Source organism: Undibacterium sp. GW821-FHT07F11 (assembly GCF_059418665.1).
In genome coordinates this window covers 271,699-296,287 of record NZ_JBWKQH010000006.1, presented here as the reverse complement: position 1 = coordinate 296,287, position 24,589 = coordinate 271,699, and the positions used below count along the sequence as shown (strand labels likewise).

Here is a 24,589-nt window from a genome sequence, read left to right as displayed (position 1 = left end):
GACCCCAAATATACATGTCATTCATGCTCAGGAGATTTTCACATGGTTACACCACAACTCAAGTCAGCAATCGAATTGGCAAGCAAGAACACTGTGCATTTCCCTAACGAAAGTAAAGAATACAGACTTGCCCGGAATGCTTTACTCGCGGAGGAAATTGAGCTCCGGCGGCAGATAGAACGCGTAGCAGAACAGCGGCGCGCCCTGCCACCAGGAGGTGAAGTAGCCAAGCAATATCACTTCGAAGGCGAAGACGGCCCTGCCGACTTCGCCAGCCTGTTTGGCGACAAGCAGACCCTGGCGATTTACAGTTACATGTTTGGCCCGAAACGGGAACGGCCATGCCCCATGTGCACCTCTTTGCTGTCCGCCTGGGATGGCGAAGCAACAGATGTTGCACAACGCATCTCTTTGGTGGTCATCGCCCGTTCTTCAATTGAGCGCCTGATCTCTTTTAAAAAAGAACGTGGCTGGCAGCATCTCAGACTGTATTCCGATGTCAGTGGCGACTACACCCGCGATTACGTCAACGCAGACGATGCCGACATTCCCGCTTTCAATGTGTTTACCCGGCGCGATGGCACTATCCGGCATTTCTGGAGCGGCGAAATGGGTGCCGACAGCGCAGATCCCGGTCAGGATCCACGTGGCGCACCCGACCTCATGCCACTCTGGACCATACTCGACAGCACTCCCGAAGGACGTGGGGCTGACTGGTATCCTAAACTCAGTTATCCAAAGACATAGAGATCATCCCCATAAAAACAAATCAGCTCTTCCCCACACAAGACGGAGGCAAACAATGAAAGTTCTGGTTATCGTCAAGGCGACGCAAGATTCCGAGGCTGGCGTAATGCCAAGCGAAAAAATGCTGACAGAAATGGGGAAATACAATGAAGAACTCGTGAATGCCGGCATCATGCTGGCAGGGGAAGGCCTGCATCCATCATCAAAGGGCGCACGGGTCAGATTCTCAGGAACTGACCGCAAAGTGATAGAAGGCCCGTTTGCAGAAACCAGTGAACTGGTGGCTGGCTTCTGGATTTGGCAAGTTAAATCGCTTGCGGAGGCGATAGACTGGGTAAAACGCTGCCCCAATCCCATGCCGGGCGAATCAGAAATTGAGATAAGACCAATATTTGAGAATGAAGATTTTGGCGAAGTGCTCACTCCAGAATTGCGTGAACAGGATAACCGTTTGCGCAAGCAGATTGCCGACAAGAATTAAGCAAGAGAATTTTGGAAGCACACAGGTTTATTCCATGGACTTAGGTTTTATCAAACCTGTTAAAGCAATGGCATCTTCAACTCTTCAGCTCCCGTAGAAAATTCTCTGTGAGAAAAAATTGCATTGGATAAACTGCTGCCAGGCACGCCTGTGGCTGTCTAGCTGATACTAGAACTCCTTTCATAAATAGGGGTGAGTGCGAACAAGACGATTTGAGATGCAGTGCAAGGCCTAAGGTGTGTACCCTGTGAAGCTAAGGCTGATGCCTTAGCGAGGGAGGGGTGACACACTACGCGCTGCAATGCGCCCAAATCGTCAGTTCACTAAGAGGGTTTGCCTCGTAACGCACGCCGGACTGCAGGTTTTGACAATTCGACTCGTGATCAATAGCACCGCTATTGACTGCCTTGTCCATAGTTTTACCCTTGGCCACCCCATGTTAAGAGGCAAACGCATCTCACCGTATTTATGAAATGCGTTCTAAGTACATAGAGTTAGCCGGGTACTTTTTCCAAGCATCCCTTCGTTGCTATAAAACCTCTCAGCATTAACGCAAGCAGCAAAGCCCAGTCAATGGTTTCGTTTATCGGGCATCGTGATTATTTACTCTTCAGTTGCTCGAGAAGTGCACTCACATCTTCAACGTGATGATTCGCTACGAATTTATGGTCCTTGATTGTAAAAATATCGACACCCACAAAGGACACTTGATTACCGGTTGGAAGGTATGAAAAGAATGGGCCCGAATGCGTGCCAGTGAACGTAAAGTAAACCAGTACCCTATCTTCACTCAAAGACTCCATCATGACAAAACTGCGCTTGCCATCCGGAAAACCAACTGAGAGATTTTTCAGGAGGTTCAATGCACTTTGCTTGCCGCTAATACCAGGTGCGTTCTTGCGAGGTGGATAACTTTGGTAACTATCATCAAAGAAGCTGGATATGGCTTCTTCGCTGTATGGCCGCATTTCGGCTGTCTGATAATAGTTCCGGACCATATTTTCATGGCTATTGGCACTGGATGCAGCAGGCACTTCTGTATGCATGATCGTATCCCCTGGCGTTCTCGCCCTCGATGTTGACGGAAAAAAAAGCACATATGAAGCAGCAAGCAAGGTAACAACTGAAAATATTCTTGAAAAAACAAGTTTGTTCATATGATTCCCTTTTTTAATATTCATATGCAATTTGTTGCATATGAATATTATCACGCCAATTTTAGCTATGCAATAAGTTGCAAAGCTATGATATCCTTCAATGATGGCTCTCGCGCACGCAATCTTGTCCTCTATCCTGAAGCATCCTCGTAGCGGTTATGAACTGGCGAAGGAATTCGATCGCGTCGTCAGTCACTTCTGGAATGCGACACACCAGCAGATTTACCGAGAACTTGCGATGATGGAGCGGGATGGTTTGGTCACGGCTGAATTGGTCGAGCAACGAGACCGCCCCAACAGCAAATGCTATTCCATTACCGATCAAGGGAGACAGGTACTGGCAACGTGGATAGCCGAGCCAATTGGCGTATCAGCCATGCGTGAGGATCTGTTGATTAAGCTGCGGGCAGAATCTCTGGTTGACCGCCGTGTATTGATAGAGGAAATAAAGCGACATCGACAGATCCATCTTGATAAGCAAGAATTTTATCAATCAGTGATTGCGCGTGATTTTCCAGATGCAGATACCCTGTCGCCAACTGCGCTGGCGGATTACCTGGTCATCCGTTGTGGGGTTCGTTACGAACTAGCCTATGTGGATTGGTGCGATGAAGCGCTTGCAGCGCTCAATGCGCAGACCTCCACAAAAACTCCTGAAGCTACAAAAGCAAAATAGCAGCAAGACGGTTCTCGCAAACCTGCCCCCGTTTCCCCCAGGACATACGCGCAGTTTTTGTCACCAATTCAATGCGAGCTAAGACCAAGGCCAGAGGCTCATTCGACTCGTCTGGCCAGATCTGGTCAGAAATGAATTTCAAAAAGGCTTTCGCCAATGGTGCCTGCATCTCGCCACCGTTGCTAAGCACAGCAAACAGTGATTTGATCCCGGCATCATCTTTACTGCCAACAAAAAACCCACTCCTCATAGAGGAAGTGGGCTCTTGTTTACATTTTAAAAAGTTCGGGGTTAAAACGGAATATCATCATCCATATCCGAGAAATTCGGTGCCGGGCGTGAGGCTGGGGCCTGGCGTTGCTGTGGGGCTGCCTGTTGGCGTGGGGCTGGTGCTCCGCCGCCACCGCCGTAGCCGCTGTCGTCCATCGGTGCGCCGCCGCCCATGCCCTGGCGGCTGCCCAGCATTTGCATGCTGTCTGCCTTGATGTCAGTCGCGTATTTTTCTACGCCGTCTTTGTCAGTGTACTTGCGGGTGCGCAGGCTGCCTTCAACGTAGACTTGCGAACCTTTTTTCAGGTATTGACCGGCGATTTCTGCCAGTTTGCCGAAAAAGGTGATGCGGTGCCATTCTGTCTGTTCTTTCTTTTCACCGCTGGATTTGTCTTTCCAGCTATCGGTGGTTGCCACGGTGATGCTGGTCATTGCATCGCCTGATGGCATGTAACGGGTTTCCGGGTCTCTCCCAAGGTTGCCGACGATAATGACCTTGTTCACTGATGCCATGTATTTCTCCTAATTTTTCCTGATACAAATTAATTTATGCCTTGACCGCGGCGACAGTTTTGCTGCGCTTGGGGATATTGGGCATATTGATAGCGATTATAAGCCACGCTGCTGTAAGCACAGAACTAACAACAAAAACTGATGATGGGTTGAAACTTTGCTTGAGCCATCCCCCCAGCAAACCACCGCAGAACAGGCCCAGGGCCTGCAGGGTGTTGTACACACCTAGCGCCGCACCTTTGGCGGCTGGCGGGGCGATACGCGATACCAGGGATGGCTGGCATGCCTCCAGGATATTGAAGGCGATAAAAAATGCAAACAGCAAGCCTACCAGCATGGCTGGGGATTGCAAGTATTGCCACAGACCAAGCTCCACCACCAGCAAGAGGGTAATGGCGGCAACAAAGACCTGTTTCATCTTGCCAAATTTCTCACCGATGAAAATCGCTGGCAACATGGCGATGAAAGAGGCGAACATCACGGGCAGATAGACTTTCCAGTGCGCAGCAACGGGAAGGTCAGCATATTGCACCAGTGCCGCTGGCACCACGACGAACATGGCCATCTGTGTCAGGTGCAGGGCAAACACGCCGTAATTGAGGCGCATGAGTTCGGTATTCTTCAAGACTACGGACAGGGGTACAGGTTTATGGCGTATGGCTGGTGCTTCTGGCGTGATGAATACAACAACAGCGATGCCCACCAGTGACAAGACACCAGTCATGGCAAAGATGCCGCTCATGCCTATGCTTTGGTACAGCAAGGGTGCGGCCACTAGTGAAAATGCAAAGGTCAGGCCTATGGAGCCGCCCACCATGGCCATGGCCTTGGTGCGGTGTTCTTCTCTGGTTGTATCGGCAATCAAGGCGGTGATGGCGGCGGAGATCGCGCCTGCACCCTGTATGCCACGACCGATGATGACACCTACGACTGTGGTTGCAGATGCTGCAACAAAAGCGCCAATGGCAAATAGCAACAGGCCGATGACGATGATGCGCTTGCGGCCAAACTTGTCCGAGGCTATGCCAAAGGGGATTTGCCCGAACGCCTGGCTCAGGCCATACATGCCCATGGCGAGGCCAACCAGGCTGGCATTGTCACCATCAGGCAGGGTTTTGGCATGAATTGCAAATACCGGCAGGATGAGAAACAGACCCAGCATGCGCAAGGCAAAGATGGAAGCGAGGGAAGCACTGGAGCTGATTTCCTCACGGCTCATGCCGGCAGGTTCTTGCTCACTCAGTGCGGATGCGTCGGAAGATGTTGCAATAGTCATATTCAAAAAAGCTCGCCAAATCAGTTTAGTTTGCGTAAAGCAAAGACGAGCCCGCGTTAATTTTCAAAACCCGTTATAGTATCAGGTTGCACGCCTACTTCCTCCAATTCGGCCCAAATTCAGCACAGAGATTATGACGACACGCACAAAAGCAGTAAAAGCGCCCAAACCGGCAGAAATTGACTTTGATGCCAGTGATGTTCAATTGGCACAAAAACGTGAATTGATACGCGTACGCGGTGCACGCACCCATAACCTGAAAAATATCAGCATAGACTTGCCGCGCAATAAGCTGGTGGTCATCACCGGCCTGTCTGGTTCGGGCAAGTCTTCACTGGCTTTTGATACCCTGTACGCAGAGGGCCAACGCCGCTATGTCGAATCGCTGTCAGCCTATGCGCGTCAGTTTTTGCAGTTGATGGAAAAACCGGATGTGGACTTGATTGAGGGCTTGTCACCGGCTATCTCCATCGAACAAAAAGCCACGTCGCATAATCCGCGCTCTACCGTTGGCACGGTCACCGAGATCCATGATTACCTGCGCCTGCTGTATGCGCGCGTAGGTACACCGTATTGCCCGGATCACCCTGAAAACCCGCTGGCTGCGCAGTCAGTGTCGCAAATGGTGGATGCCGTGCTGGCCATGCCGGAAGATACCAAGCTGATGATACTCGCGCCTGTGGTCGCCAACCGCAAGGGTGAGCACATGGATTTGTTTGAGCAGATGCAGGCACAGGGCTTTATACGTTTTCGCGTACAGAGCGGCACGCATGAGGCGAAGATTTATGAAGTCGATAATCTGCCCAAGCTGAAGAAGACTGAAAAGCATACGATAGATGTAGTCATCGACCGCGTCAAGGTCAAGGCGGATATCAAGCAGCGCCTGGCAGAATCTTTCGAGACTTGCTTGCGCCTGGCGAATGGCCGCGCCCTGATTGTGGACATGGACAGCAACCATGAGCAATTATTCTCGAACAAATTTGCCTGCCCTATTTGCGGTTATTCATTGCAAGAACTGGAACCGCGTCTGTTCTCTTTCAATAATCCCATGGGTGCCTGCCCTGAATGTGATGGTCTCGGACATATAGAATTTTTTGATCCTAAACGTATCGTCGCCTTCCCTAATTTGTCATTGGCAAGTGGTGCAGTCAAGGGTTGGGACAGGCGTAATCAATTCTACTTCCAGATGCTGTCCAACCTGGCGGCTTACTACGAATTTGATATTGATACGCCTTACGAGCAATTGCCGGAATCTGCACAGCAGACAATATTGTATGGTTCAGGCAAACAGCAGATACCGTTTACCTATATCAATGAAAAAGGCCGTACCGTCATCAAGGAGCATAGCTTTGAAGGCGTGGTCACGAACTTGCAACGCCGTTATCGCGAAACCGATTCCATGGCCGTCAAGGAAGAACTGGCCAAGTTCATCAATGAAAAACAATGCCCGTCTTGCGATGGTGCACGCCTGCGCATAGAAGCACGTTATGTCAAGGTGGGGACAGGCAAACAAGAGAAGGCGATTTACGATATCAGCGCCATGCCTTTGCGCGAAACCCTGCATTTCTTTGAACATTTGAAATTGACTGGCTCCAAGCGCGATATCGCTGACCGCATCATCAAGGAAATCACGGCACGCCTGACTTTCCTGAATAACGTCGGTCTCGATTATCTGTCGCTGGAACGCAGTGCCGATACCCTCTCTGGTGGTGAAGCCCAGCGCATACGTCTGGCATCGCAAATTGGTTCTGGCCTGACGGGTGTCATGTATGTGCTGGATGAACCATCTATCGGCTTGCATCAGCGCGACAATGACAGGCTCATTGATACGCTCAAGCACTTGCGTGATATTGGCAATAGCGTGCTGGTGGTTGAGCATGATGAAGATGCGATACGCTGCGCCGATTTTGTGGTCGACATGGGTCTGGGTGCAGGTGTACATGGCGGTGAAATTATCGCCCAGGGTACGCTGGCAGATATCATGGGCAACAAGCGTTCACTGACTGCGCAATACCTGAGTGGCGCGCTGGAAATTGCTGTGCCCAAGAAGCGTACGAAAGCAGACCCTGCCAAGCAATTACTGATTGCCGGTGCGCGTGGCAATAACCTGAAAAAAGTGTCGATGAAATTGCCAGTGGGCTTGCTGACATGCGTTACCGGTGTTTCTGGCTCAGGCAAATCAACGCTGGTGAATGACACGCTTTATCACGTCGCTGCGCGTCACTTGTATGGTTCGCAAACTGAACCGGCAACATTTGATCATGTCAGCGGTCTTGAACATTTTGACAAAGTCATTTCTGTCGATCAGGCACCGATAGGTCGTACACCACGTTCCAACCCTGCTACATACACAGGCTTATTCACACCTATCCGTGACCTGTTCGCGACTGTGCCAACGGCAAAAGAGCGTGGCTATAGCGCTGGCCGTTTCTCTTTCAACGTCAAGGGTGGTCGTTGTGAAGCCTGCCAGGGCGATGGCGTGATCAAGGTAGAGATGCATTTCTTGCCTGACGTGTATGTGCCTTGCGATGTCTGCCACGGCAAGCGTTATAACCGTGAAACCCTGGAAGTGCATTACAAGGGCAAGAACATCAATGAAGTGCTGGGCATGACGGTAGAAGATGCGCATGAATTCTTCAAGGTCGTGCCTATCATTGCACGCAAATTGCAAACCCTGCTGGATGTGGGCCTGGGTTATATACGGCTGGGACAGAGCGCCACTACCCTGTCGGGTGGTGAGGCGCAACGTGTCAAGCTGTCGCTGGAATTGTCCAAGCGCGATACTGGCCGCACCCTGTACATCCTGGATGAACCTACCACTGGCCTGCACTTCCATGATATCGCTCTGCTGTTGAAGGTAATACACAGGCTGCGTGACCAGGGTAATACGGTGGTTATCATTGAGCATAATCTGGACGTGATAAAAACCGCTGACTGGCTCATCGATCTTGGCCCTGAAGGTGGTGCTGGTGGCGGCAAGATTATTGCGACAGGCACACCGGAAGAAGTGGCTGCCAACCCTGAGAGTGTGACGGGCAAATATTTGTTGCCGCTGTTAAAAAAACCCAAGTAAGTTTTTGAGATTCATTGAAGCACCGTTCCCGTCATGGGAGCGGTGCTTTTTTATTGGCTGGCTGTGTCCGTATATGAACAAGCAAACTTGTCGCTGACTTGTCCATTTCCGGACAGTTTCGCAAGAAATATGACACAGATACTGGTTTTAAGGGCAGGACATGCCTGGCACAGGCTTTGCAATAGACATACTGAGACAGCAGACAAATCCAGAGATGAACCAGCCAAATGCACGCCCCGCCATTACCGGCGAGGCGATGGACAAAGTGATACCCGGAAAGCGTAAGCAGCGCTGGCTGCGGACTTGCTTTGCGCTGGTGCTGCTTGGCGGTTTAGCCAGCCTGGCCTGGTATATGATGCCGCAAGGCTTACTGGTAAAAGCAAATGAGCTGCGTATTGCCAGCGTTGAACAAGGGATTTATCTGGATGATCTGATGTTGCGCGCCACCGCAGAGCCACTCAATTCAGTAGTGCTTGATGCTGTTGAATCTGGTCGCGTGGAAGAAGTATTTGCTCAGGATGGAAGCATGGTCAAACAGGGGCAATTATTGTTTCGTCTATCGAATCCACAGCGCAACCTAGAATTGCTGGCGCGGCAGGCAGAACATACGCAACAGATTTCCAATCTGGCAAATTTGCGCGTGAATTTTCAGTTGGGTAATACGGATCACCAGCGTCGTTTGTCGACACTGGAATTTGAACTGGCGCAAACAAAAAAGCAACATGCCAGAAATAAAAAACTGGCAGAGAAAAATTTTATTTCTTTAGTGGCACTGGAAGAGTCGGCAGACAAACTGGAACGTGCACAATTTGCCGTCGATGAAGAAAAAGCCAGCCGCGATGCAGAGCTGAAAGTGAAGCGTGATGCGCAATTGCAAATGGAAAATGGCATCCGGGACTTGCAGTCAGGTTTGCAACTGGTGAATGCCACGGTCACAGCACTAGCCGTGCGCGCCCCGGTCGCAGGCAGGTTGACTGACTTTCATTTGCAAGTTGGCGAAACCATGACGACGGGAAAACGCATAGGCCGCATCGATGACCCAAGGCTGGTAAAACTGGTGGCACAAATAGATGAATATTATTTGAACCGAATTGCCAGCGGGCGCAATGGCATAGTACATCTGGGGGATAAAACCCTGGCCGTCGTGGTACGTAATGTCTTCCCGCAAATCAAGGATGGCCGCTTTAAGGTGGAACTGGAGTTTGCGCAAGAGCAGGATTATGCGATCAGCCCAGGTCAAAGCCTGGAAGCCAATATCACGCTGGGTGAACCGGGCCAGGCTTTATTATTGCCCAATGCGAGCTATGTCACGGATACAGGTGGCAACTGGGTGTTTGCTCTTAAACCCGATGGGACACAAGCCGTAAGGCGTGAAATAAAAACCGGTAGGCGCAATAATCGCCAGATAGAAGTCTTGTCAGGTCTGGCAAAAGGAGACAAAGTGATCGTATCGGGCTATGCCAATTTTACTAATGCAGAACGCTTGCAAATCAGTAAATAAAAATCAGGAAACTTATCATGATCAAACTAAGAGCTGTCAGCAAAATCCATATCACCGGCGAAATACAAACCACGGCACTGGACCAGATAGACCTCGATATTGATGCAGGCGAGTATGTCGCCATCACCGGGCCTTCTGGTTGTGGCAAATCTACATTGCTGGGTTTGCTGGGCTTGCTCGATGTACCTACGCATGGCGACTATGTGTTCGAAGGCCAGAATATATCTTCCTGGAGTGAAAACAAACTTAATCAATTGCGTCGTGGTCGCATAGGTTTTATTTTTCAGAGCTTTAATCTGATCGAAGAATTATCCGTCGCAGAAAATGTGGAACTGGCACTGGAATATACCGCCACGCCAGCCAAGGAAAGACGTGAACGCGTTGCTGCCATGCTGGAGAAACTGGGTATCAGCCACAGGGCAAAGCACAGGCCTTCACAATTGTCTGGCGGCCAGCAGCAGCGCGTGGCGATTGCCCGCGCCCTGATTGCCAATCCGGCGGTCTTGCTGGCTGATGAACCTACTGGCAACCTCGATAGTGCGCATGGTGATGAAGTCATGCGCTTGCTGCGCACCATCAATGCAGAAGGCACGACTGTGGTCATGGTCACCCACTCACCATCACACGCAGCGCAGGCTTCACGCACCCTGCATTTGCTTGATGGCCGTATCGTCGTCGATGCCTTGCAGGCAGCATGAGGCAGAACCTGAGATGAAATTAAGAGATTTCCGCATAGGCTGGCGCGTGCTGGCACAAGAACCTGGCTATTCAGGCATCAGCATATGCATACTCAGCTTAGGCATGGCGATATGTCTGTTGATGCTGGGTTTTGTACGCTTTGCTTTTGAATACGATAGCCAGATACCGCACGTCGATGAAGTGTATGTCATCAAGCATAAATACAATGTTGACCCGGCAGAAGCACGGTTTGACCAGGCCCCCGCCCTGCTTCGTATACCGGGCAAGAATATCCCTGGGGTTCTTGATATCAGTGGTTATATTTTGCAACCTGATGCCACGGTCCGCGTGGGCGAAAATCTCAGCAAACTGAAAATTCTTCCCGCCTTGCCAGGGTTTGCAGAAATACTGGGCTTACAGGCAGTAGCGGGAGACTTGAAAGCCGCACTGGAAAAACCAGAAAATATAGCCATTACCGAAAGCGCCGCCAGGAAGATATTTGGCCCTTCACCGGCCCTGTCTCAATCCATACAGATCAATGACAAGACCCTGCGCGTGGCTGCTATCTTGCGCGATGCTTCTGCCAATACGACGATACCTTATTCTGCTGTCGTCGGAGAGAACTCCTCCCTGTTTTCCGCCGAAGAACGGGCTGAAGCGCTGACAGGTGCGCACGCTTCAAATGCCAAACTCTTCATACGTATACAAGCTGGCAGTTCACTCAAGGCGATTACCGAAAAGCTGCAAGATATCGTCGATCATGCAAGCAGTGTGCAAAACAATATGTTGCCAGATGCCAAAGCCAGACTGGGTACACGCAAGGCGATGGACCTTAGCCTCGTGCCTTTGCGGGACGCCTATTTTGATCAGGAAATTGCAAAAAATCCTATCACTGTGCCGGGTGACCGGGGCGACCCTGCGGTGATCAAAGGGCTGACTGCTATCGCCACCCTTATCCTGGTGCTGGCAGCCATCAATTATGTCAATCTGGCGACGGTGCGCACACTGCGCAGGCAGCGTGAGATAGGCATGCGCAAGGTGCTGGGAGCGAGCATCCCTCAAATCATTTTGCAATTCCTGGCGGAATCCTTGCTGGTATCCATGCTGGCAACTGGGCTGGGCCTGCTGCTGGCTTACCTCGCGCTGCCGCTGTTTGCAGAACTCATGAACCGCAAGCTCGACAGCATAGTCTCCGGCGGCAATCTCGCTGCCGCTCTCATCATTGGTATGCTGCTGGGTGTGCTGACTGCCATCTACCCGGCCTGGATTGCCATCCGTACCCGTCCTACCCAGGTATTGGCAGGGCGACCTGACAGTGAGTCCACACAAGGCAGGCAATTGCGCAGGCTGATGACAATCTTGCAGATTGCCACTGCCATGGGTCTGGCCAGCGTGACGCTGGCAATCGCCTGGCAGGCAGACTTTGCTATCAAGGCATCGCCGGGTTTTGATCCTGCTCCTATCCTGATCGTGGATTTGCCCGAACCTGTCAGTGAAAGCAAGAATGCCCAGGGCCTGATCGCAGCCTTGTCACAGAAGCCGGATGTCGCCAGCATGGCTGCGTCAACAGATGCCATAGGCCGTTATATCAACCCGTGGCTGATGGATGTCAAACTGCCGGATGGCACTGCGATTGCACCCGACATGAAATCCGTCAGTGCCAATTTCTTTGCTACTTACCAGATCAAACCTGTCGCCGGACGCTTGTTTGATGCCAGGCTGGACAAGGAAGGCGATGCTGAACCCATCATATTGAATACCATTGCAGTACGCCAGCTGGGTTTTGCCACACCGGAAGCCGCTGTCGGAAAAATTCTGGTGTACAAGCAATTCGACGGCAAGCAAGCGATTAAACGCATCATAGGCATTGCCCCTGAACTGCGCTTCCATTCCCTTCGCGAAGCACCACGCGCCATCGCCTATGAACTCTGGGTGGCAGGAACCGTACTCAGCATACGCAGTAGTACGTCTGTTGCGGCGACTGCCAGCACCTTGCAAAACCTTTGGCCCGTCTACTTCCCTGACAAGTTACTGGAGATGCACAGTGCCCGGCAAATCCTTGACGCGCATTATGAAGAAGACCAGCGCCTGGCAAGATTGCTCGTCATCTCAAGCATCATCGCCCTGGCCATCGCGGCATTCGGCACCTATGCCTTGTCTGCCTATACGGTACAAAGACGCGAAAAAGAAATCGCCCTGCGCAAACTCTACGGCGCAGGCAAACGCCATATCACCAGGCTGGTGATGAAAGAATTAGGCTTGCTGACCTTGCTATCAGCCGCCATCGCCCTGCCCGTTGCGGCCATCACGATAGAACGCTATCTGGCAAGCTATGTAGAACGCGCACCCATCGTCTGGTGGACGCTGGTGTTTTCACTGCTATGTTCCTGCGCCATCGCCTTCATTGCTGTCACCCTGCAAGCCAGAAAAGCCACTCGTCAACGTCTTGCCCTTTCCCTGCATGCCTGAGTAAAGCCTGTGAATTCCCAGATCTGTTTCCGGGAATTCAGCAGAACAGTTGGCCTGAACCTCTTCTCCCGTGCGTCATAAACTGCATGTTTTTTGAATATGCTGGCACGGGAGTTTTTTAAAATGAAAGCATCATTCAGAAAAGTAAATCACCCCAGCTTTAAGAAGCATGAGTACAGGTCGTAGTGACGTTGTTTTTGTTTTTGCTTTTGACTTTCTGCAGTTCCCATGTGTCGACGCCGTTTGTGCATTACAGAAAATGGAAAAAGAAAGGCCGATGTTTGAGGTGTAGCAGGGGTTTCATGGTGCATGTACGCATGCCTGCGTAACGACATGCGCTTGCAAGCGCATGTTCCTAAAGCAAGGCCGCAGGCGAGTTTTCGGACTTTCCCATTTTTTATACTGCATAAACGGGTACCCCGCAGGGGCGACGACGCCTGGGTCGCCTTTTTGGCCCACCTTTTTTGGTGAGACAAAAAGGTGGGTAGCTGCCGGTCTACCACCGGCCGGCAATCTAAAAATACGTTTGCAGGTATTTGAAAATCAGATACGAAAGACAATTCGAATCTGAAATTAAGATGCCTGACAACATGCCACGAAGGCTGCTGGATTCCAGCTAACCCCACGCTGGAGCGCCAGCCCAGTGCAATGACGATATTGAGATTGCTCGGGATTGAGAGCCTGACATATCTGTTAATCCCCATCAAAACCTATTGCCACAACCCCGCTTTCGCCTTAGCTCATTCAGCTTAGTTATAATAACCCCATTCCACAGGACATCAGTCCTGCAATAACAACAAGATACCAGCTTAGCAATGACCATACGCCTGATCGTCGGCCTGGGTAACCCCGGCCCTGAATATGAACAAACACGCCACAATGCCGGTTTCTGGCTGGTAGATCAATTACCAGTCAGCCTGCAAAGGGACAAGAATTTTAATGCGTTGGTGGGCAAGACCCGCATCGCCAATCAGGAAGTATGGCTGTTGAAGCCGCAAACCTTCATGAACCGGTCCGGGCAATCGGTTGGAGCAATCTGCCGCTTCTACAAGATCACGCCTGACCAGGTGCTGGTCGTGCATGATGAACTGGATATCATGCCTGGCATTGCCAAGCTCAAACTGGGTGGATCATCTGGCGGACACAATGGTCTCAAAGATATTACCGCGGCGCTGGGTACCCAGGATTACTGGCGTTTGCGCATAGGCATAGGCCACCCGCGCAGCCTGAATTTGACACAGGGCGTAGCGGACTTTGTCTTGCACAGGCCACGCAAGGAAGAACAGGGGCCGATAGACGAAGCCATCGCCAATAGCCTGGCTGTGCTACCCTTACTGGTTGAAGGTAAATTCCCTGAAGCGATGATGCAACTACATACGACAAAATGAGTTCAGCCATACAAATCCATGCCGGTCGCAAAGCTTACGCCCATCTGCGGGAACATGGTTTGCGCGCGCAGGATGTGGCCATCATCCCGGCAGCGGCAGGCGGCCCCAAGGGTTTGATATTGCAGGCTTTGGATCAATGGATATTTGGTGAATGGCTGCCAACTGCACCGCGTGAACGCACGCTGATCGGTGCCTCTATCGGTGCCTGGCGCATGGCGGCAGCCAGCCATGCTGACCCGGTGGCGGCTTTCCAGCGCCTGGGTGATTTGTATTGCGAACAGCGTTACCCTGAAAAACCTTCTGCTCAATATGTAACGCGGGAGATACAGAATCTCTTGCATGATTTCATCGGTGGACATGAAGCAGAGGTCGTCAACCAGCCTCTGCACAGACTGCATTTGCTGGCAGTACGCGGGCGTGGCTTGTTGGCAGCGCCTAAATCTGTGCACAAGGCCAAGGCCGGTTTTGTGGCAGCGACGTTTGCCAACCTGGCTTCGCGCTCGCGTCTGGCCAGACATATGGACCGTGTGATTGTCGGCGATACGCGTGATCCACTGTTCTGGCTGAAAGCCAAATTCGATGGTTTTGATACCCACTTTTGCCCGCTGCAAACAGATAACCTGGGCTGGTCTCTGCTGGCTTCCGGCACCCTGCCGCTGATCATGGAACCAGTCTCGCATATCCCGCATACGCCGGCGGGCACTTACTGGGATGGCGGCATCATCGATTACCACCTGGCCCTGCCCTATTCACGCGTGGCTGGCAGCAAGGATGGCGACCTGGTGCTGTACCCGCACTTTACCGACCATATCGTGCCTGGCTGGCTGGATAAGCCCCTGCCATGGCGCAGGGCAGGCATGGGAACCAATCGTCAATGGCTGGACAATGTGATCATGGTGTCACCCTCACCGTCTTTCCTGAAGACGCTGACACGCGGCAAACTGCCGGATAGAAAAGATTTTTTTTATTACGGCACGAACCATGATTTCCGTATCCAGAACTGGAAGCTGGCAATCAGCGAAAGCGGACGCATGCGTGACGACTTTGCGGCGTTTGTCGATAAGCCAAATCTTGATCTGGTGCAGGCTCTGAATTTTTGAGTTGGCTAGCTTGATATTTGCCTGCGTTGTTCAGCAACATACTGTATGAGTTCTGGAAAGAACTCCTGAAATCCCTCTGATAAAGCCGCATAATTACTTTGCAGATCATCCAGGCCTGCGCGTAACAAATCACCATTTTTTGAAAGCCTTTGCGAAGTGCGTTCTACTGCAATTCTTACGCCATCAAATTCATGATAAGACCCCAGCCAGTCCTGGCTGACCATGCGCGGCAAGGCTGCCTGCAGGTTTTCTGGCAAGACTATTTTTGATTGTTCTTGCAGGGCTGTATAAAAACGCGCTATCAATTCCTGGCGAGGAGCCGGACTATGCCGCGGCCAATGCTGACTCAGAACATGATCATAAAAAATATCCAGCAAAATGCCCGAATAACGGCGGTGCTTATCCTGGAATAAAGCTTTCGCCTGTAAAACGACAGGGTGGCTATCGGTATAACTATCCACCAGCCTGTGTATCTGGATATCTGCCTGGATGTCAGGGTGATAAAGTACGGTGTCTTTCAGTTTGACAAAGTCACCGAGCAGAGCCCCCAGCATGGCGTGATCACTATGCTGGGCCAGGTAAATGTGGGCGAGGTAATTCATAAGTGAAGCCAGTATAGCGGGCTTTTTGCCTGGCTGCTGCGGCGCTACAAATCAGTCAAATGAGTTCAGTCAAATCAATCGTCAGCCTGACTGTCGTCTTCGTTTGCAGCATCTGCCATTGTTTTGGATGAAGGCACATGCCGCCCTTGCTGCTTCAATGCCTGCCTGAGCAAGTATTCAACCTGGGCATTGGCACTGCGCAGCTCTTGCGCGGCCATGCGTTCGATCTCGTTCCACAACAGGGGATCGATACGCAGAGGGAAGGATTTTTTTCCTGGACTGGCCATTATCTGGCATTCAAACGTGGAGTGATATAACTGAGCAGGCGCTGTGGATCTTGCGTACCCAGGCGCAGGGTCTTCCCATTGCGCAGGCCCAGGCGTACTGCCAGATTACCAGTGGCGTTATACAACATGCCTTGCGATGTTTTTTTAATACCCAGCCCCTCAAGAAAAGCAGTATTTGTGCGTTCTGCAAACTGGATATCAGCCAGCGCCACTTTCCAGACTGGCCATCCCAGCCAGCCAAAACTCCAGGTCAGATGGCTGGCATCTATGCGTATGGTCAGGCAACCCAGTATCAGCAATACCAGAGCATTGATAATGGGGGCACCCAGCATGGCCCAGGTAGCCAGTGGCAGGCCAGCCATGATCTGCGTGCCCATGGAAAACAATGTCAACAACGGCATGAATATCCACAAGAACCTGAACCACTGTTTTTCCACATAGACTGGATGTTCCATCGTCTTATCTCGCTACGTAATCAATTGTACAAAGTGCCGGTATTGATGACGGGCTGGGTTTCCTTATCTGAACACAGCACCACCAGCAAATTACTGACCATGGCAGCTTTTCTTTCATCATCAAGTTCGCATATCTTGCGCTCTGACAAGCCTTGCAAAGCCGCTTCCACCATGCTGACCGCACCGTGCACGATTTTCTTGCGGGCGCTGATAATAGCTTCTGCCTGTTGACGGCGCAACATGACCTGGGCAATTTCTGCTGCATAGGCCAGGTGCGTGAGCTTGGCGTCTTCTACATCAATACCGGCAGCCGTAAAGCGCTTGTGCAATTCGTCACGCATGGCACCAGCCACCACATCCATGCCTGCCCGCAGGGTTGTCTCGCCTTCAGCCAGGTCCTCGCCATCGTCATAGGCATACTGTGTTGCCAGGTGGCGTATCGCTGCTTCAGACTGGATATTCACAAACCGTTCAAAATCATCGACATTGTAAATCGCCAGTGCCGTATCCTGCACACGCCAGATGATGGCGGCACCAATTTCTACAGGATTACCGCGCTTGTCATTCACTTTCAGCGGTGCCGTGTTCAAAGTGCGGGCACGCAGGCTAAGCTTGCGTTTGGAATAAAAAGGATTCACCCAACGCAAGCCTTCGCTGCGGTCTGTACCCTTGTATTGCCCAAACAGCGACAATAAAGCAGCTTCATTCGGCTGCAGCATATACAAGCCGGTGAGTATGAAAATACCCACAACAACAATCGCCAGACGCGCCAATACCGCTGGCACACTTGGCTGACCTGCACCGACCAGGTCAATAAAACTATAGGCACCGCCTGCGACAAACAGCAAACCCACAACAATCATGAAATAACCGTCCAGCGACGTAAGTGAACGTTCTTGTATTAATTTTTTACCAGTCGCTGACACTGAGGTAGTACTCATACTTTCTCCTGATAGATGGCACTTTGAAATCAAAGTGATATCACTTTAGTGCGCATGCATGAAAATGTCAAGGGAGATTAAAAATCAATGCAGATGTGCCGAAACAGCACAGGAATGACAAAAAGGCTGCCCTCTATGGGCAGCCTTCTTTAGATATGCTGAAGTTCAGAATAGTGTCAGGGCAAGAGTTCAATGCAGGAATTCGAAGAAGGAATTCAAGACAGAGGAAACAAATTCTTCACACGGTTACCAGCAAGCTTTTTGCTCGCAGCCAACACCGAAAGGCAGGTCTGTGGCTTGCAAGTTTCCAAGGGTTCAGGTACTTGCATACACTCCTCTGCAGGCTTGCTGCGACTACCGGCAAAATACAGGAGTACGCCCAGCATGGCTGCCGAGATCAATACCAAGAACATGACATCACTCTGGAAATGCGCCAGCAGGAAACCGCAGATCACAGGATTAAGTGCAGCACCAAACATGGCCAGGCTCTGCGCCCCATAATAACTGCCACGCTTGTCTGCAGGTGCGATCATATCGATGAACATGTATTCACAGGGAATGACTATGACCTCTCCTACTGTGAAGACCAGGGTTGCCAGCACCCAGCTCATCGCGCTGCTGGCATGCATGAAGCCCAGCAAACCCACAGCATACAAAGTGGCACCCAGACTGACCCAGCGGAACAGGTATTTTTGCTGCATGAGTTTGCCAACAGGATATTGCAAGACCACTACGGTCACCGCATTGGTGATGAGAATGAATGGCAGCAATTGCGCAGTCGCCTGCGTGCCCTGACTGATCATCAGGTATTGCGACAAATAGCCGGAAACAAAACGGCCAAACACGAAAGAAGTCAGCACACTGCCCATGGTGAACAAAATCAGGCGGCGGTCGCTTCTGAGTACACGCATGGTTGCATTGAAACCGGCAGGACTGGATTTGGTTTCTGAAGTCGCTTTGACTGCAGTGGCAGGTTTTCCCAGCACCTGCGATGCCAACAACGAGAAACCTGCAGCCAGCCACAATGGGCCAGAGACCTTGATGGCAAACAACCATGCTCCCAGAACCGGACCAAGGGCAAACGCCACATTGATCAGCGTATAGTTGAGAGAGAATGCTTTTGGTCTTTGCTCAGGTGGCAATAAATCTGCCAGCGTAGCCTTCAGCGAAATGCCGCGCAAGGTTAGCGCTGACTCTATGCACATCAGGGCCAGCAAAGCTGTCCAGGCATTCGGCGCTATCGTCAATGAAGCCGTACAAACGGCAACCACCACACCCGCCAGTTTCATCAGAAAATTCTTGCTGAGGCGATCTGCAAGGTAGCCTGCATACAGACTGAACAGGGTAGAAGAGAAAATGCTGCCTCCCAGAACCCAGCCTATGGTTTGCTGGTTAATGCCGAGGTGCTCATGCAGATACAGTGCCATGAAAGGCAGGGCGACTGCACGCCCCATGACAAAGACAAAGGAACTGAATAAAAGCCGTATCACGGTAGCGGGAAAGCGGGACATCATCTTCCTTTTTTGTACATTCAAAAACGGGCGGGGGCTGATGTCTGACAGTATGGTAAAAAAAGCAGAAAGGAAAAATGGATATAATTTAAAAAAATTTTTCCTCTTTTATCGTCTCGATAAGCGCATAGACTATCCACCATGAAACTGCTCGATCAATACCGCAAACTGCACGCCTTCCTTCAGCATCATGAGCAACAGCCAGGCTTGCCAGCTCTTGCATTGGCCATGCATTGCAGTGAACGCAATATGCGCAACCTGTTGGCGAAAATGCAGCAACGTGGCTGGCTGGACTGGCAAGCCGGACGCGGACGAGGCAATCATTCTCAGCTTGAACTTTTGCAAACCCCGGATAGCCTGGCGCTTGATCACCTCTCGCAATTTCTCGCACGTGGTGATCTGGAGCAGGCTTTTGCCAGTCTGGATGATCACCAGCGCCAGCAACTGGCAACGCGTCTGCCTGATTATCTCGGCATGCCGGACAGTGCCTGCCGCAGCTTGCGCATGCCCCTGTTTCGCAGCGTAGAAAGCCTGGACCCATTAAAGGTTCATGGCCGTCTGGAAGCACATCTGGTGCGCCAGATTTTTTCACGCCTGACGACCTTTGATCATGAGCAAAAAGCCTTGCGTCCGGCTATCGCCCACCATTGGGAAAGCGAGAAAAACTGCACGGTCTGGCACTTCTGGTTGCGCCCCGGCCTGAGTTTTCATGATGGCGCTGAACTGGGTGTGGAAGATGTGAAAGCCAGTTTTTTACGTCTGCGCGATGAGTCGGCAATTTACCAACGCCTGTATCGTCACTTGCAGCATATAGAAACTGGCCCTAGTCAGCGCGTGAGCTTTTATCTGGAGCACCCCGATCATTTGTGGCCGCATTGCCTGGCCACGGCCAATTCATCGATCGTGCCACGCCAGCGGGCTGCCGACTTTGAACGCTTCCCGATAGGCAGTGGTGCCTTCCGCATCATACGCAACAATACCTATCAGCTGACCTTGCAGGCCTTCAAGGATTATTATCGTGAGCGCCCATTGCTCGATGAAATCGATTTGTGGATGTTGCCACCACCATCCGGCCCATCAGGATTTGATTTGCAGTTTGGCCACGCCAATGAAGACTGCACAAAAAAACAAGCCATCATCGGCGCAGAATCAGGCTGCACCTATATCATCTGCAATCCTGCACGCAGCCTGTTTAAAACTGCAGAGCAAAGGCTGGCGCTGGCAGACTGGCTGGCACCGGAAACCCTGTTTGATCCTGATGAACGCAGCAGAAAACCGGCATCCGGCTTGCTGGTCATCTGGAAGCACCGCGTCGCTAAAAAACCAAAATGCAGCATTTTCAAAGCTGGCTGCAAATTACGCATGATCAGTGGCCAGACCAAGGAAATGCTGAGCCTGGCGCAAGCCGTCAAGCAAAGGCTGGAGGCAGGCGGCTTCATCGTCACCTGGACCAGTCTGCCCTTTGATCAATTACTGGCACGCGACTGGATGAAAGACACCGACCTGGTCGTGACCCGTGAAGTCATGCATGACGATCAGGATTTTGGTTGCTATGAATGGTTTGCTGCTGACAGCGTCTTCCGTCGCTGGATGCCTGCCAGTGCACTGAAACCCATGGACGCTGACTTAATGAAAATCAAGGAACTGGCCGACAGCAAACGCCGCATGCTGGCTTATGCGCGCATAGGGAAACGCCTGGTTAAGGAAGGTTGGCTGATACCGGTGTCGCATGAAAACCAGCAAGTCAGTATTGCCCCGCACGTGGCAGGAGTGAGGATGACGCCATTTGGTTTTGTATCTTTCAATGAAATGTGGCTAAGGCACTAGAACCTGCACAAAAGCAAGGAAATTGCATTCTACGGTAAGATGCTGATCCAATCCCTCTTTGTTTGCCCTGCATGAAAACCCGTATCCGTACCGAAGCCGCCGCCCTCTGGACCATTGCCTGGCCTGTCTTGATAGGACAACTTGCCACCGTAGGCATGAGTGTGGCCGACGTTGCCATGACCGGCCACCTCAGTGCAAACGATCTTGCCGCAGTTTCATTGGGGGCCAATGTCTGGGTAATTATTCTGGTCAGCGTGATGGGTATCATGATGGCGGTAAATACCGTGATTGCCCATGAAGTCGGTGCAGAAAATCATGCGCGCGTGCCGCATATGGTGCGTCAGGCTTTATGGCTGGGCCTGGGCGTGGGTCTGGTTGGCTGTCTGTTGTTGAATGTCGCTACGCTGGTTTTCAATTACCTGCAACTGGAGCCTGCCATCAATGCCAAGGCTTCAGAGTTTGTACATGTCATCAGCCTGGGCATGCCAGCCTTTGCCATGTACCGCGCCTTGTACGGGTACACCACCAGCCTGAACCAGACCAAGCCTGTGATGGTGATTGCACTGGGCGGACTGGCTTTTAATATCATCATCAACTGGCTGTTTATTTATGGCCATCTGGGTTTCCCCAAACTGGGCTCTACCGGCTGTGCCATGGCCACCGGCATGGGCCTGTGGCTGATGCTGGGGGCAATGATATTCTGGATGCGACGTGCTGAAGCCTACAAAGAGACTTTTCCTTTCAGCCATTACGAAGCACCGAACTGGGCAGAGATACGCTCTACCCTGCGCCTGGGCTTGCCGATAGGTGTTACTTATTTTGCTGAAGTCTCCGCCTTTGGTGCTGTTGGTTTGCTGATTGCCCGCTTTGGTGTGGTGCCGGTGTCGGCCAACCAGATCGCCCTGAATTTTTCATCACTGGTGTTCATGGTGCCACTCAGCCTGGGGATAGCGCTGACTACGCGGGTCGGGCAAACCCTGGGTGAAGGCGACCCGGAACGGGCGCGCTTTATCTCCTGGACGGGCTATGCATTGTCAACCAGCTTTGCCGTGATATCGGCACTGGGCATCATGATCTTCCGCGACCTGGTGGCGGCTGCCTATACCTCTGACCCTGCTGTGCAAGCCATGGCATCTGAATTGCTGCTTTATGCGGCAATCTTCCAGTTATCTGATGCGGCACAGGTCACCGCATCCTGCGCCATACGCGGCTACAAAGTCACGCGCACACCAATGCTGATACACCTGATGGCATTCTATGGCTTTGCCCTGCCTATAGGTTGCCTGCTGGGGCTGGCACCGGCATGGCTGCCATGGAACCCTGAACAGCCTATGGCAGCGCGCGGTTTCTGGATAGGTCTGGTACTCGGCCTGACTATTGCAGGTATCATGCTGACCGGCTTATTGCATAAACTCAGTCAGCGCAGGATCATGCAAGCTGCTGGTACAAGCCGGTAATACCATCCATGGTACTGAGTATGCGCTCGCTGGTGGTGGCAACATTGATGGCATATTGACGGGCATTTTTGGGTTCGCTGATCTTGCGCAAGGCGTCATCAAAAAACATCCATTGTTGTTGCGCCAGCGCCAGTTCTTCGCGTATGCGCGCGGTATTCGATGGCGCTGCCTGCAACGTTGTCATGCCGGCGACAAAGTCCTTGCGCGCGGCTTCCAGCTTGAGCATCACATCCGGCGGTGCCACGCCCCATTGCTGGGCCTGGTAAAACTTGGCCATTCTTTGCGAGAGCATGCGCTGCCTGCCTGAGATATTCACCAATTGGCCCATGGCCGTGCCTGAATAGGTTTCCAGTTGCACCGTGGCCCTGTGGGCGATGCTCAAGACATCTTCATTGAGCACCATGATGAGGCGGGCATCTTGCTGATTGGGCTGTTTTTCCAGCAAGACTTTTTTATATCCCAGCCAGTTCTTTTCCATTTCAGACAGCAACTGCTTATTGTCATTGGTAGGTGCAAAAGTTTTCAGTTCGGCCAGTTGCCTGTCAAAACTCGCCAGTGAGGTATCTAGTATCTTGCGCGACTGCTCAACCTCTATCCCCTGCCCCAGTTGCAGATAAGCCTTGGCCAGACGCTGTGACAACATGCGCTGACGACCGGATTTATTGATCGCTTCATTCAAGCTGATGACTTGCGCAATCGCATAGGAAAGCACAGCAAGATTACCCACCGTCAATACTGCCCTGCCAATAAATCCACGTCTGTCCATGTCTTGCTCCTGAATAATTGTTGGGATTAATATTCACAAAGCAAACTTCATACCTGTATTTTTAAAGAAAACTGCCCCAAAATAAGGCGAACATCATTTAATGAATGATTTGAACACTGCGCACTTCTGTCGCGCTGCCTGAATTATTAGCAAGATTTCCCGGTTTTATTCCCAGTATCGTAGCCAGAATCAGTCTGAAGGCCATGCTTTCCGGTAAAATAGCGGGTTAATCAAATCCAACTGGCAAAACATCATGAGTCTCAAATGCGGCATCGTCGGCCTGCCTAACGTCGGCAAATCCACACTGTTCAATGCGCTGACCAAAGCAGGCATACCGGCAGAAAATTATCCTTTCTGCACGATAGAGCCGAACGTGGGCGTCGTTGAGGTACCTGATCCACGCCTGAAACAACTGGCTGACATCGTCAAGCCTGAGCGTATCCAGAACGCCATCGTTGAGTTTGTTGATATCGCTGGCCTGGTGGCTGGTGCATCCAAAGGTGAAGGCCTGGGTAACCAGTTCCTCGCGCACATCCGCGAAACTGACGCCATCGTCAACGTCGTGCGCTGCTTTGAAGATGACAACGTGATCCATGTGGCTGGCAAAGTCAGCCCGCTGGACGATATCGAAGTTATTCAGACAGAACTGGCCCTGGCCGATATGGGCACGGTAGAAAAAGCCATTCATCGCGAAAACAAGAAAGCCCGTTCTGGCGACAAAGACGCACTGAAACTGGTTACCGTGCTGGAACGCATCATGCCTGCCCTGAACGATGCCAAACCTGTGCGTGCACTGGGTCTGGATGCAGAAGAAATGCTGCTCATCAAACCACTGTGCCTGATCACTGCCAAGCCAGCCATGTATGTTGCCAACGTCTCAGACAGCGGCTTCACCAACAACCCATTGCTGGATCAACTGACAGCCTATGCAAATTCACAAAATGCCCCTATCGTGGCAATTTGCGCTTCCATAGAATCTGAAATCGCCGACCTCGACGATGCCGACAAAGCCGACTTCCTGGCCGACATGGGCATGCAAGAACCTGGCCTCGACCGCCTGATACGCGCCGGTTTCAAATTGCTGGGCCTGCAAACCTACTTCACCGCCGGCGTCAAGGAAGTACGCGCCTGGACTATCCACGTTGGCGATACAGCCCCGCAGGCAGCCGGTGTCATCCACACCGACTTCGAACGCGGCTTCATCCGCGCTCAAACCATAGCCTTTGATGACTACATCACATACAAGGGTGAATCCGGTGCCAAGGAAGCAGGCAAGATGCGCGCTGAGGGCAAAGAATACGTGGTCAAGGATGGGGATGTGCTGAATTTCTTGTTTAACGTGTAAACAAGATCCAGAAGAATCTGTCCAACGTCAGAAAATCCCACAAAAAGCCGCGACATTCGCGGCTTTTTT

General features: G+C 51.6%; 21 protein-coding genes. 12 read left to right on the top strand and 9 right to left on the bottom strand.

The window, feature by feature from the left end:
- Positions 1 to 42: 42 nt before the first annotated feature.
- Complete coding sequence (locus tag AC07OI_RS17040) at positions 43 to 747, top strand: DUF899 family protein (protein WP_495258030.1); 705 nt, start codon at positions 43 to 45, stop codon at positions 745 to 747.
- 55 nt (positions 748 to 802) lie between these two features.
- A complete protein-coding gene (locus AC07OI_RS17035; protein WP_495258029.1) occupies positions 803 to 1,228 on the top strand; it encodes a YciI family protein in 426 nt (141 codons plus the stop codon).
- A 599-nt stretch (positions 1,229 to 1,827) separates the two neighbouring features.
- Here AC07OI_RS17035 and AC07OI_RS17030 read toward each other — a convergent pair.
- Positions 1,828 to 2,385 (bottom strand): ester cyclase, encoded by a 558-nt coding sequence (locus AC07OI_RS17030; RefSeq protein ID WP_495258028.1) that lies wholly within the window; start codon positions 2,383 to 2,385, stop codon positions 1,828 to 1,830.
- Between the two features lie 100 nt (positions 2,386 to 2,485).
- Between AC07OI_RS17030 and AC07OI_RS17025 the strand changes: the two genes are divergently transcribed.
- Positions 2,486 to 3,061, top strand: coding sequence for a PadR family transcriptional regulator (locus AC07OI_RS17025; RefSeq protein ID WP_495258027.1), 576 nt, complete (start codon positions 2,486 to 2,488; stop codon positions 3,059 to 3,061).
- Between the two features lie 291 nt (positions 3,062 to 3,352).
- Here AC07OI_RS17025 and ssb read toward each other — a convergent pair whose 3' ends face one another.
- On the bottom strand, positions 3,353 to 3,844 hold the full coding sequence (ssb, locus tag AC07OI_RS17020; protein ID WP_495258026.1) for a single-stranded DNA-binding protein: 492 nt from the start codon (positions 3,842 to 3,844) through the stop codon (positions 3,353 to 3,355).
- Positions 3,845 to 3,878: 34 nt separating this feature from the next.
- Positions 3,879 to 5,063, bottom strand: a complete 1,185-nt coding sequence (locus AC07OI_RS17015) for an MFS transporter (RefSeq protein ID WP_495258104.1) — start codon at positions 5,061 to 5,063, stop codon at positions 3,879 to 3,881.
- A 190-nt stretch (positions 5,064 to 5,253) separates the two neighbouring features.
- Here AC07OI_RS17015 and uvrA point away from each other — a divergent pair, with 190 nt between their 5' ends.
- The 6 genes from uvrA to AC07OI_RS16985 all read left to right on the top strand — a co-directional run bounded on the left by uvrA (position 5,254) and on the right by AC07OI_RS16985 (position 15,329).
- Positions 5,254 to 8,193 (top strand): excinuclease ABC subunit UvrA, encoded by a 2,940-nt coding sequence (uvrA, locus tag AC07OI_RS17010; RefSeq protein ID WP_492704905.1) that lies wholly within the window; start codon positions 5,254 to 5,256, stop codon positions 8,191 to 8,193.
- A gap of 214 nt (positions 8,194 to 8,407) precedes the next feature.
- Complete coding sequence (locus AC07OI_RS17005) at positions 8,408 to 9,694, top strand: efflux RND transporter periplasmic adaptor subunit (RefSeq protein WP_495258025.1); 1,287 nt, start codon at positions 8,408 to 8,410, stop codon at positions 9,692 to 9,694.
- 17 nt (positions 9,695 to 9,711) lie between these two features.
- On the top strand, positions 9,712 to 10,392 hold the full coding sequence (locus AC07OI_RS17000) for an ABC transporter ATP-binding protein (RefSeq protein ID WP_495258024.1): 681 nt from the start codon (positions 9,712 to 9,714) through the stop codon (positions 10,390 to 10,392).
- 13 nt (positions 10,393 to 10,405) lie between these two features.
- Positions 10,406 to 12,841 (top strand): FtsX-like permease family protein, encoded by a 2,436-nt coding sequence (locus tag AC07OI_RS16995; protein WP_495258023.1) that lies wholly within the window; start codon positions 10,406 to 10,408, stop codon positions 12,839 to 12,841.
- Between the two features lie 815 nt (positions 12,842 to 13,656).
- A complete protein-coding gene (pth, locus tag AC07OI_RS16990; RefSeq protein WP_495258022.1) occupies positions 13,657 to 14,229 on the top strand; it encodes an aminoacyl-tRNA hydrolase in 573 nt (190 codons plus the stop codon).
- Positions 14,226 to 15,329 (top strand): patatin-like phospholipase family protein, encoded by a 1,104-nt coding sequence (locus AC07OI_RS16985; RefSeq protein ID WP_495258020.1) that lies wholly within the window; start codon positions 14,226 to 14,228, stop codon positions 15,327 to 15,329. The genes pth and AC07OI_RS16985 overlap by 4 nt, the downstream gene beginning before the upstream one ends.
- A gap of 5 nt (positions 15,330 to 15,334) precedes the next feature.
- On the opposite strand, the gene AC07OI_RS16980 is transcribed toward AC07OI_RS16985, so the two are convergent.
- The 5 genes from AC07OI_RS16980 to AC07OI_RS16960 form a co-directional block, all read right to left on the bottom strand.
- Entirely contained in the window at positions 15,335 to 15,931 is a 597-nt protein-coding gene (locus AC07OI_RS16980) for an acyl carrier protein phosphodiesterase (RefSeq protein ID WP_492704891.1), read from the bottom strand.
- Between the two features lie 74 nt (positions 15,932 to 16,005).
- On the bottom strand, positions 16,006 to 16,218 hold the full coding sequence (locus AC07OI_RS16975) for a type II toxin-antitoxin system antitoxin (RefSeq protein ID WP_492704889.1): 213 nt from the start codon (positions 16,216 to 16,218) through the stop codon (positions 16,006 to 16,008).
- Entirely contained in the window at positions 16,218 to 16,673 is a 456-nt protein-coding gene (locus AC07OI_RS16970) for a hypothetical protein (RefSeq protein WP_495258019.1), read from the bottom strand. The genes AC07OI_RS16975 and AC07OI_RS16970 overlap by 1 nt, the downstream gene beginning before the upstream one ends.
- A gap of 20 nt (positions 16,674 to 16,693) precedes the next feature.
- Positions 16,694 to 17,614: an SPFH domain-containing protein gene (locus AC07OI_RS16965; RefSeq protein WP_492704885.1), complete on the bottom strand. Its 921-nt coding sequence runs from the start codon at positions 17,612 to 17,614 to the stop codon at positions 16,694 to 16,696.
- A gap of 215 nt (positions 17,615 to 17,829) precedes the next feature.
- A complete protein-coding gene (locus tag AC07OI_RS16960) occupies positions 17,830 to 19,128 on the bottom strand; it encodes an MFS transporter (RefSeq protein ID WP_495258018.1) in 1,299 nt (432 codons plus the stop codon).
- Between the two features lie 138 nt (positions 19,129 to 19,266).
- Here AC07OI_RS16960 and AC07OI_RS16955 point away from each other — a divergent pair, with 138 nt between their 5' ends.
- Entirely contained in the window at positions 19,267 to 20,952 is a 1,686-nt protein-coding gene (locus AC07OI_RS16955; protein ID WP_495258017.1) for an SgrR family transcriptional regulator, read from the top strand.
- Between the two features lie 71 nt (positions 20,953 to 21,023).
- The gene (locus AC07OI_RS16950) at positions 21,024 to 22,409 is read left to right on the top strand and encodes an MATE family efflux transporter (protein WP_495258016.1); all 1,386 of its coding nucleotides are present in this window, start codon (positions 21,024 to 21,026) and stop codon (positions 22,407 to 22,409) included.
- On the opposite strand, the gene AC07OI_RS16945 is transcribed toward AC07OI_RS16950, so the two are convergent.
- A complete protein-coding gene (locus tag AC07OI_RS16945; protein WP_495258015.1) occupies positions 22,381 to 23,175 on the bottom strand; it encodes a type IV pili methyl-accepting chemotaxis transducer N-terminal domain-containing protein in 795 nt (264 codons plus the stop codon). The genes AC07OI_RS16950 and AC07OI_RS16945 overlap by 29 nt on opposite strands.
- A 253-nt stretch (positions 23,176 to 23,428) precedes the next feature.
- On the opposite strand from AC07OI_RS16945, the gene ychF reads away from it, so the two are divergent.
- Positions 23,429 to 24,520, top strand: a complete 1,092-nt coding sequence (gene ychF / locus AC07OI_RS16940; RefSeq protein WP_492704875.1) for a redox-regulated ATPase YchF — start codon at positions 23,429 to 23,431, stop codon at positions 24,518 to 24,520.
- Positions 24,521 to 24,589: the final 69 nt, after the last annotated feature.

Bases quoted from the DNA above. Each gene is read 5' to 3' on its own strand.
- AC07OI_RS17040 (WP_495258030.1), top strand. From the start codon at position 43: ATGGTTACACCACAACTCAAGTCAGCAATCGAATTGGCAAGCAAGAAC.
- AC07OI_RS17035 (WP_495258029.1), top strand. From the start codon at position 803: ATGAAAGTTCTGGTTATCGTCAAGGCGACGCAAGATTCCGAGGCTGGC.
- AC07OI_RS17030 (WP_495258028.1), bottom strand. From the start codon at position 2,385: ATGAACAAACTTGTTTTTTCAAGAATATTTTCAGTTGTTACCTTGCTT.
- AC07OI_RS17025 (WP_495258027.1), top strand. From the start codon at position 2,486: ATGATGGCTCTCGCGCACGCAATCTTGTCCTCTATCCTGAAGCATCCT.
- ssb (WP_495258026.1), bottom strand. From the start codon at position 3,844: ATGGCATCAGTGAACAAGGTCATTATCGTCGGCAACCTTGGGAGAGAC.
- AC07OI_RS17015 (WP_495258104.1), bottom strand. From the start codon at position 5,063: ATGAGCCGTGAGGAAATCAGCTCCAGTGCTTCCCTCGCTTCCATCTTT.
- uvrA (WP_492704905.1), top strand. From the start codon at position 5,254: ATGACGACACGCACAAAAGCAGTAAAAGCGCCCAAACCGGCAGAAATT.
- AC07OI_RS17005 (WP_495258025.1), top strand. From the start codon at position 8,408: ATGAACCAGCCAAATGCACGCCCCGCCATTACCGGCGAGGCGATGGAC.
- AC07OI_RS17000 (WP_495258024.1), top strand. From the start codon at position 9,712: ATGATCAAACTAAGAGCTGTCAGCAAAATCCATATCACCGGCGAAATA.
- AC07OI_RS16995 (WP_495258023.1), top strand. From the start codon at position 10,406: ATGAAATTAAGAGATTTCCGCATAGGCTGGCGCGTGCTGGCACAAGAA.
- pth (WP_495258022.1), top strand. From the start codon at position 13,657: ATGACCATACGCCTGATCGTCGGCCTGGGTAACCCCGGCCCTGAATAT.
- AC07OI_RS16985 (WP_495258020.1), top strand. From the start codon at position 14,226: ATGAGTTCAGCCATACAAATCCATGCCGGTCGCAAAGCTTACGCCCAT.
- AC07OI_RS16980 (WP_492704891.1), bottom strand. From the start codon at position 15,931: ATGAATTACCTCGCCCACATTTACCTGGCCCAGCATAGTGATCACGCC.
- AC07OI_RS16975 (WP_492704889.1), bottom strand. From the start codon at position 16,218: ATGGCCAGTCCAGGAAAAAAATCCTTCCCTCTGCGTATCGATCCCCTG.
- AC07OI_RS16970 (WP_495258019.1), bottom strand. From the start codon at position 16,673: ATGGAACATCCAGTCTATGTGGAAAAACAGTGGTTCAGGTTCTTGTGG.
- AC07OI_RS16965 (WP_492704885.1), bottom strand. From the start codon at position 17,614: ATGAGTACTACCTCAGTGTCAGCGACTGGTAAAAAATTAATACAAGAA.
- AC07OI_RS16960 (WP_495258018.1), bottom strand. From the start codon at position 19,128: ATGATGTCCCGCTTTCCCGCTACCGTGATACGGCTTTTATTCAGTTCC.
- AC07OI_RS16955 (WP_495258017.1), top strand. From the start codon at position 19,267: ATGAAACTGCTCGATCAATACCGCAAACTGCACGCCTTCCTTCAGCAT.
- AC07OI_RS16950 (WP_495258016.1), top strand. From the start codon at position 21,024: ATGAAAACCCGTATCCGTACCGAAGCCGCCGCCCTCTGGACCATTGCC.
- AC07OI_RS16945 (WP_495258015.1), bottom strand. From the start codon at position 23,175: ATGGACAGACGTGGATTTATTGGCAGGGCAGTATTGACGGTGGGTAAT.
- ychF (WP_492704875.1), top strand. From the start codon at position 23,429: ATGAGTCTCAAATGCGGCATCGTCGGCCTGCCTAACGTCGGCAAATCC.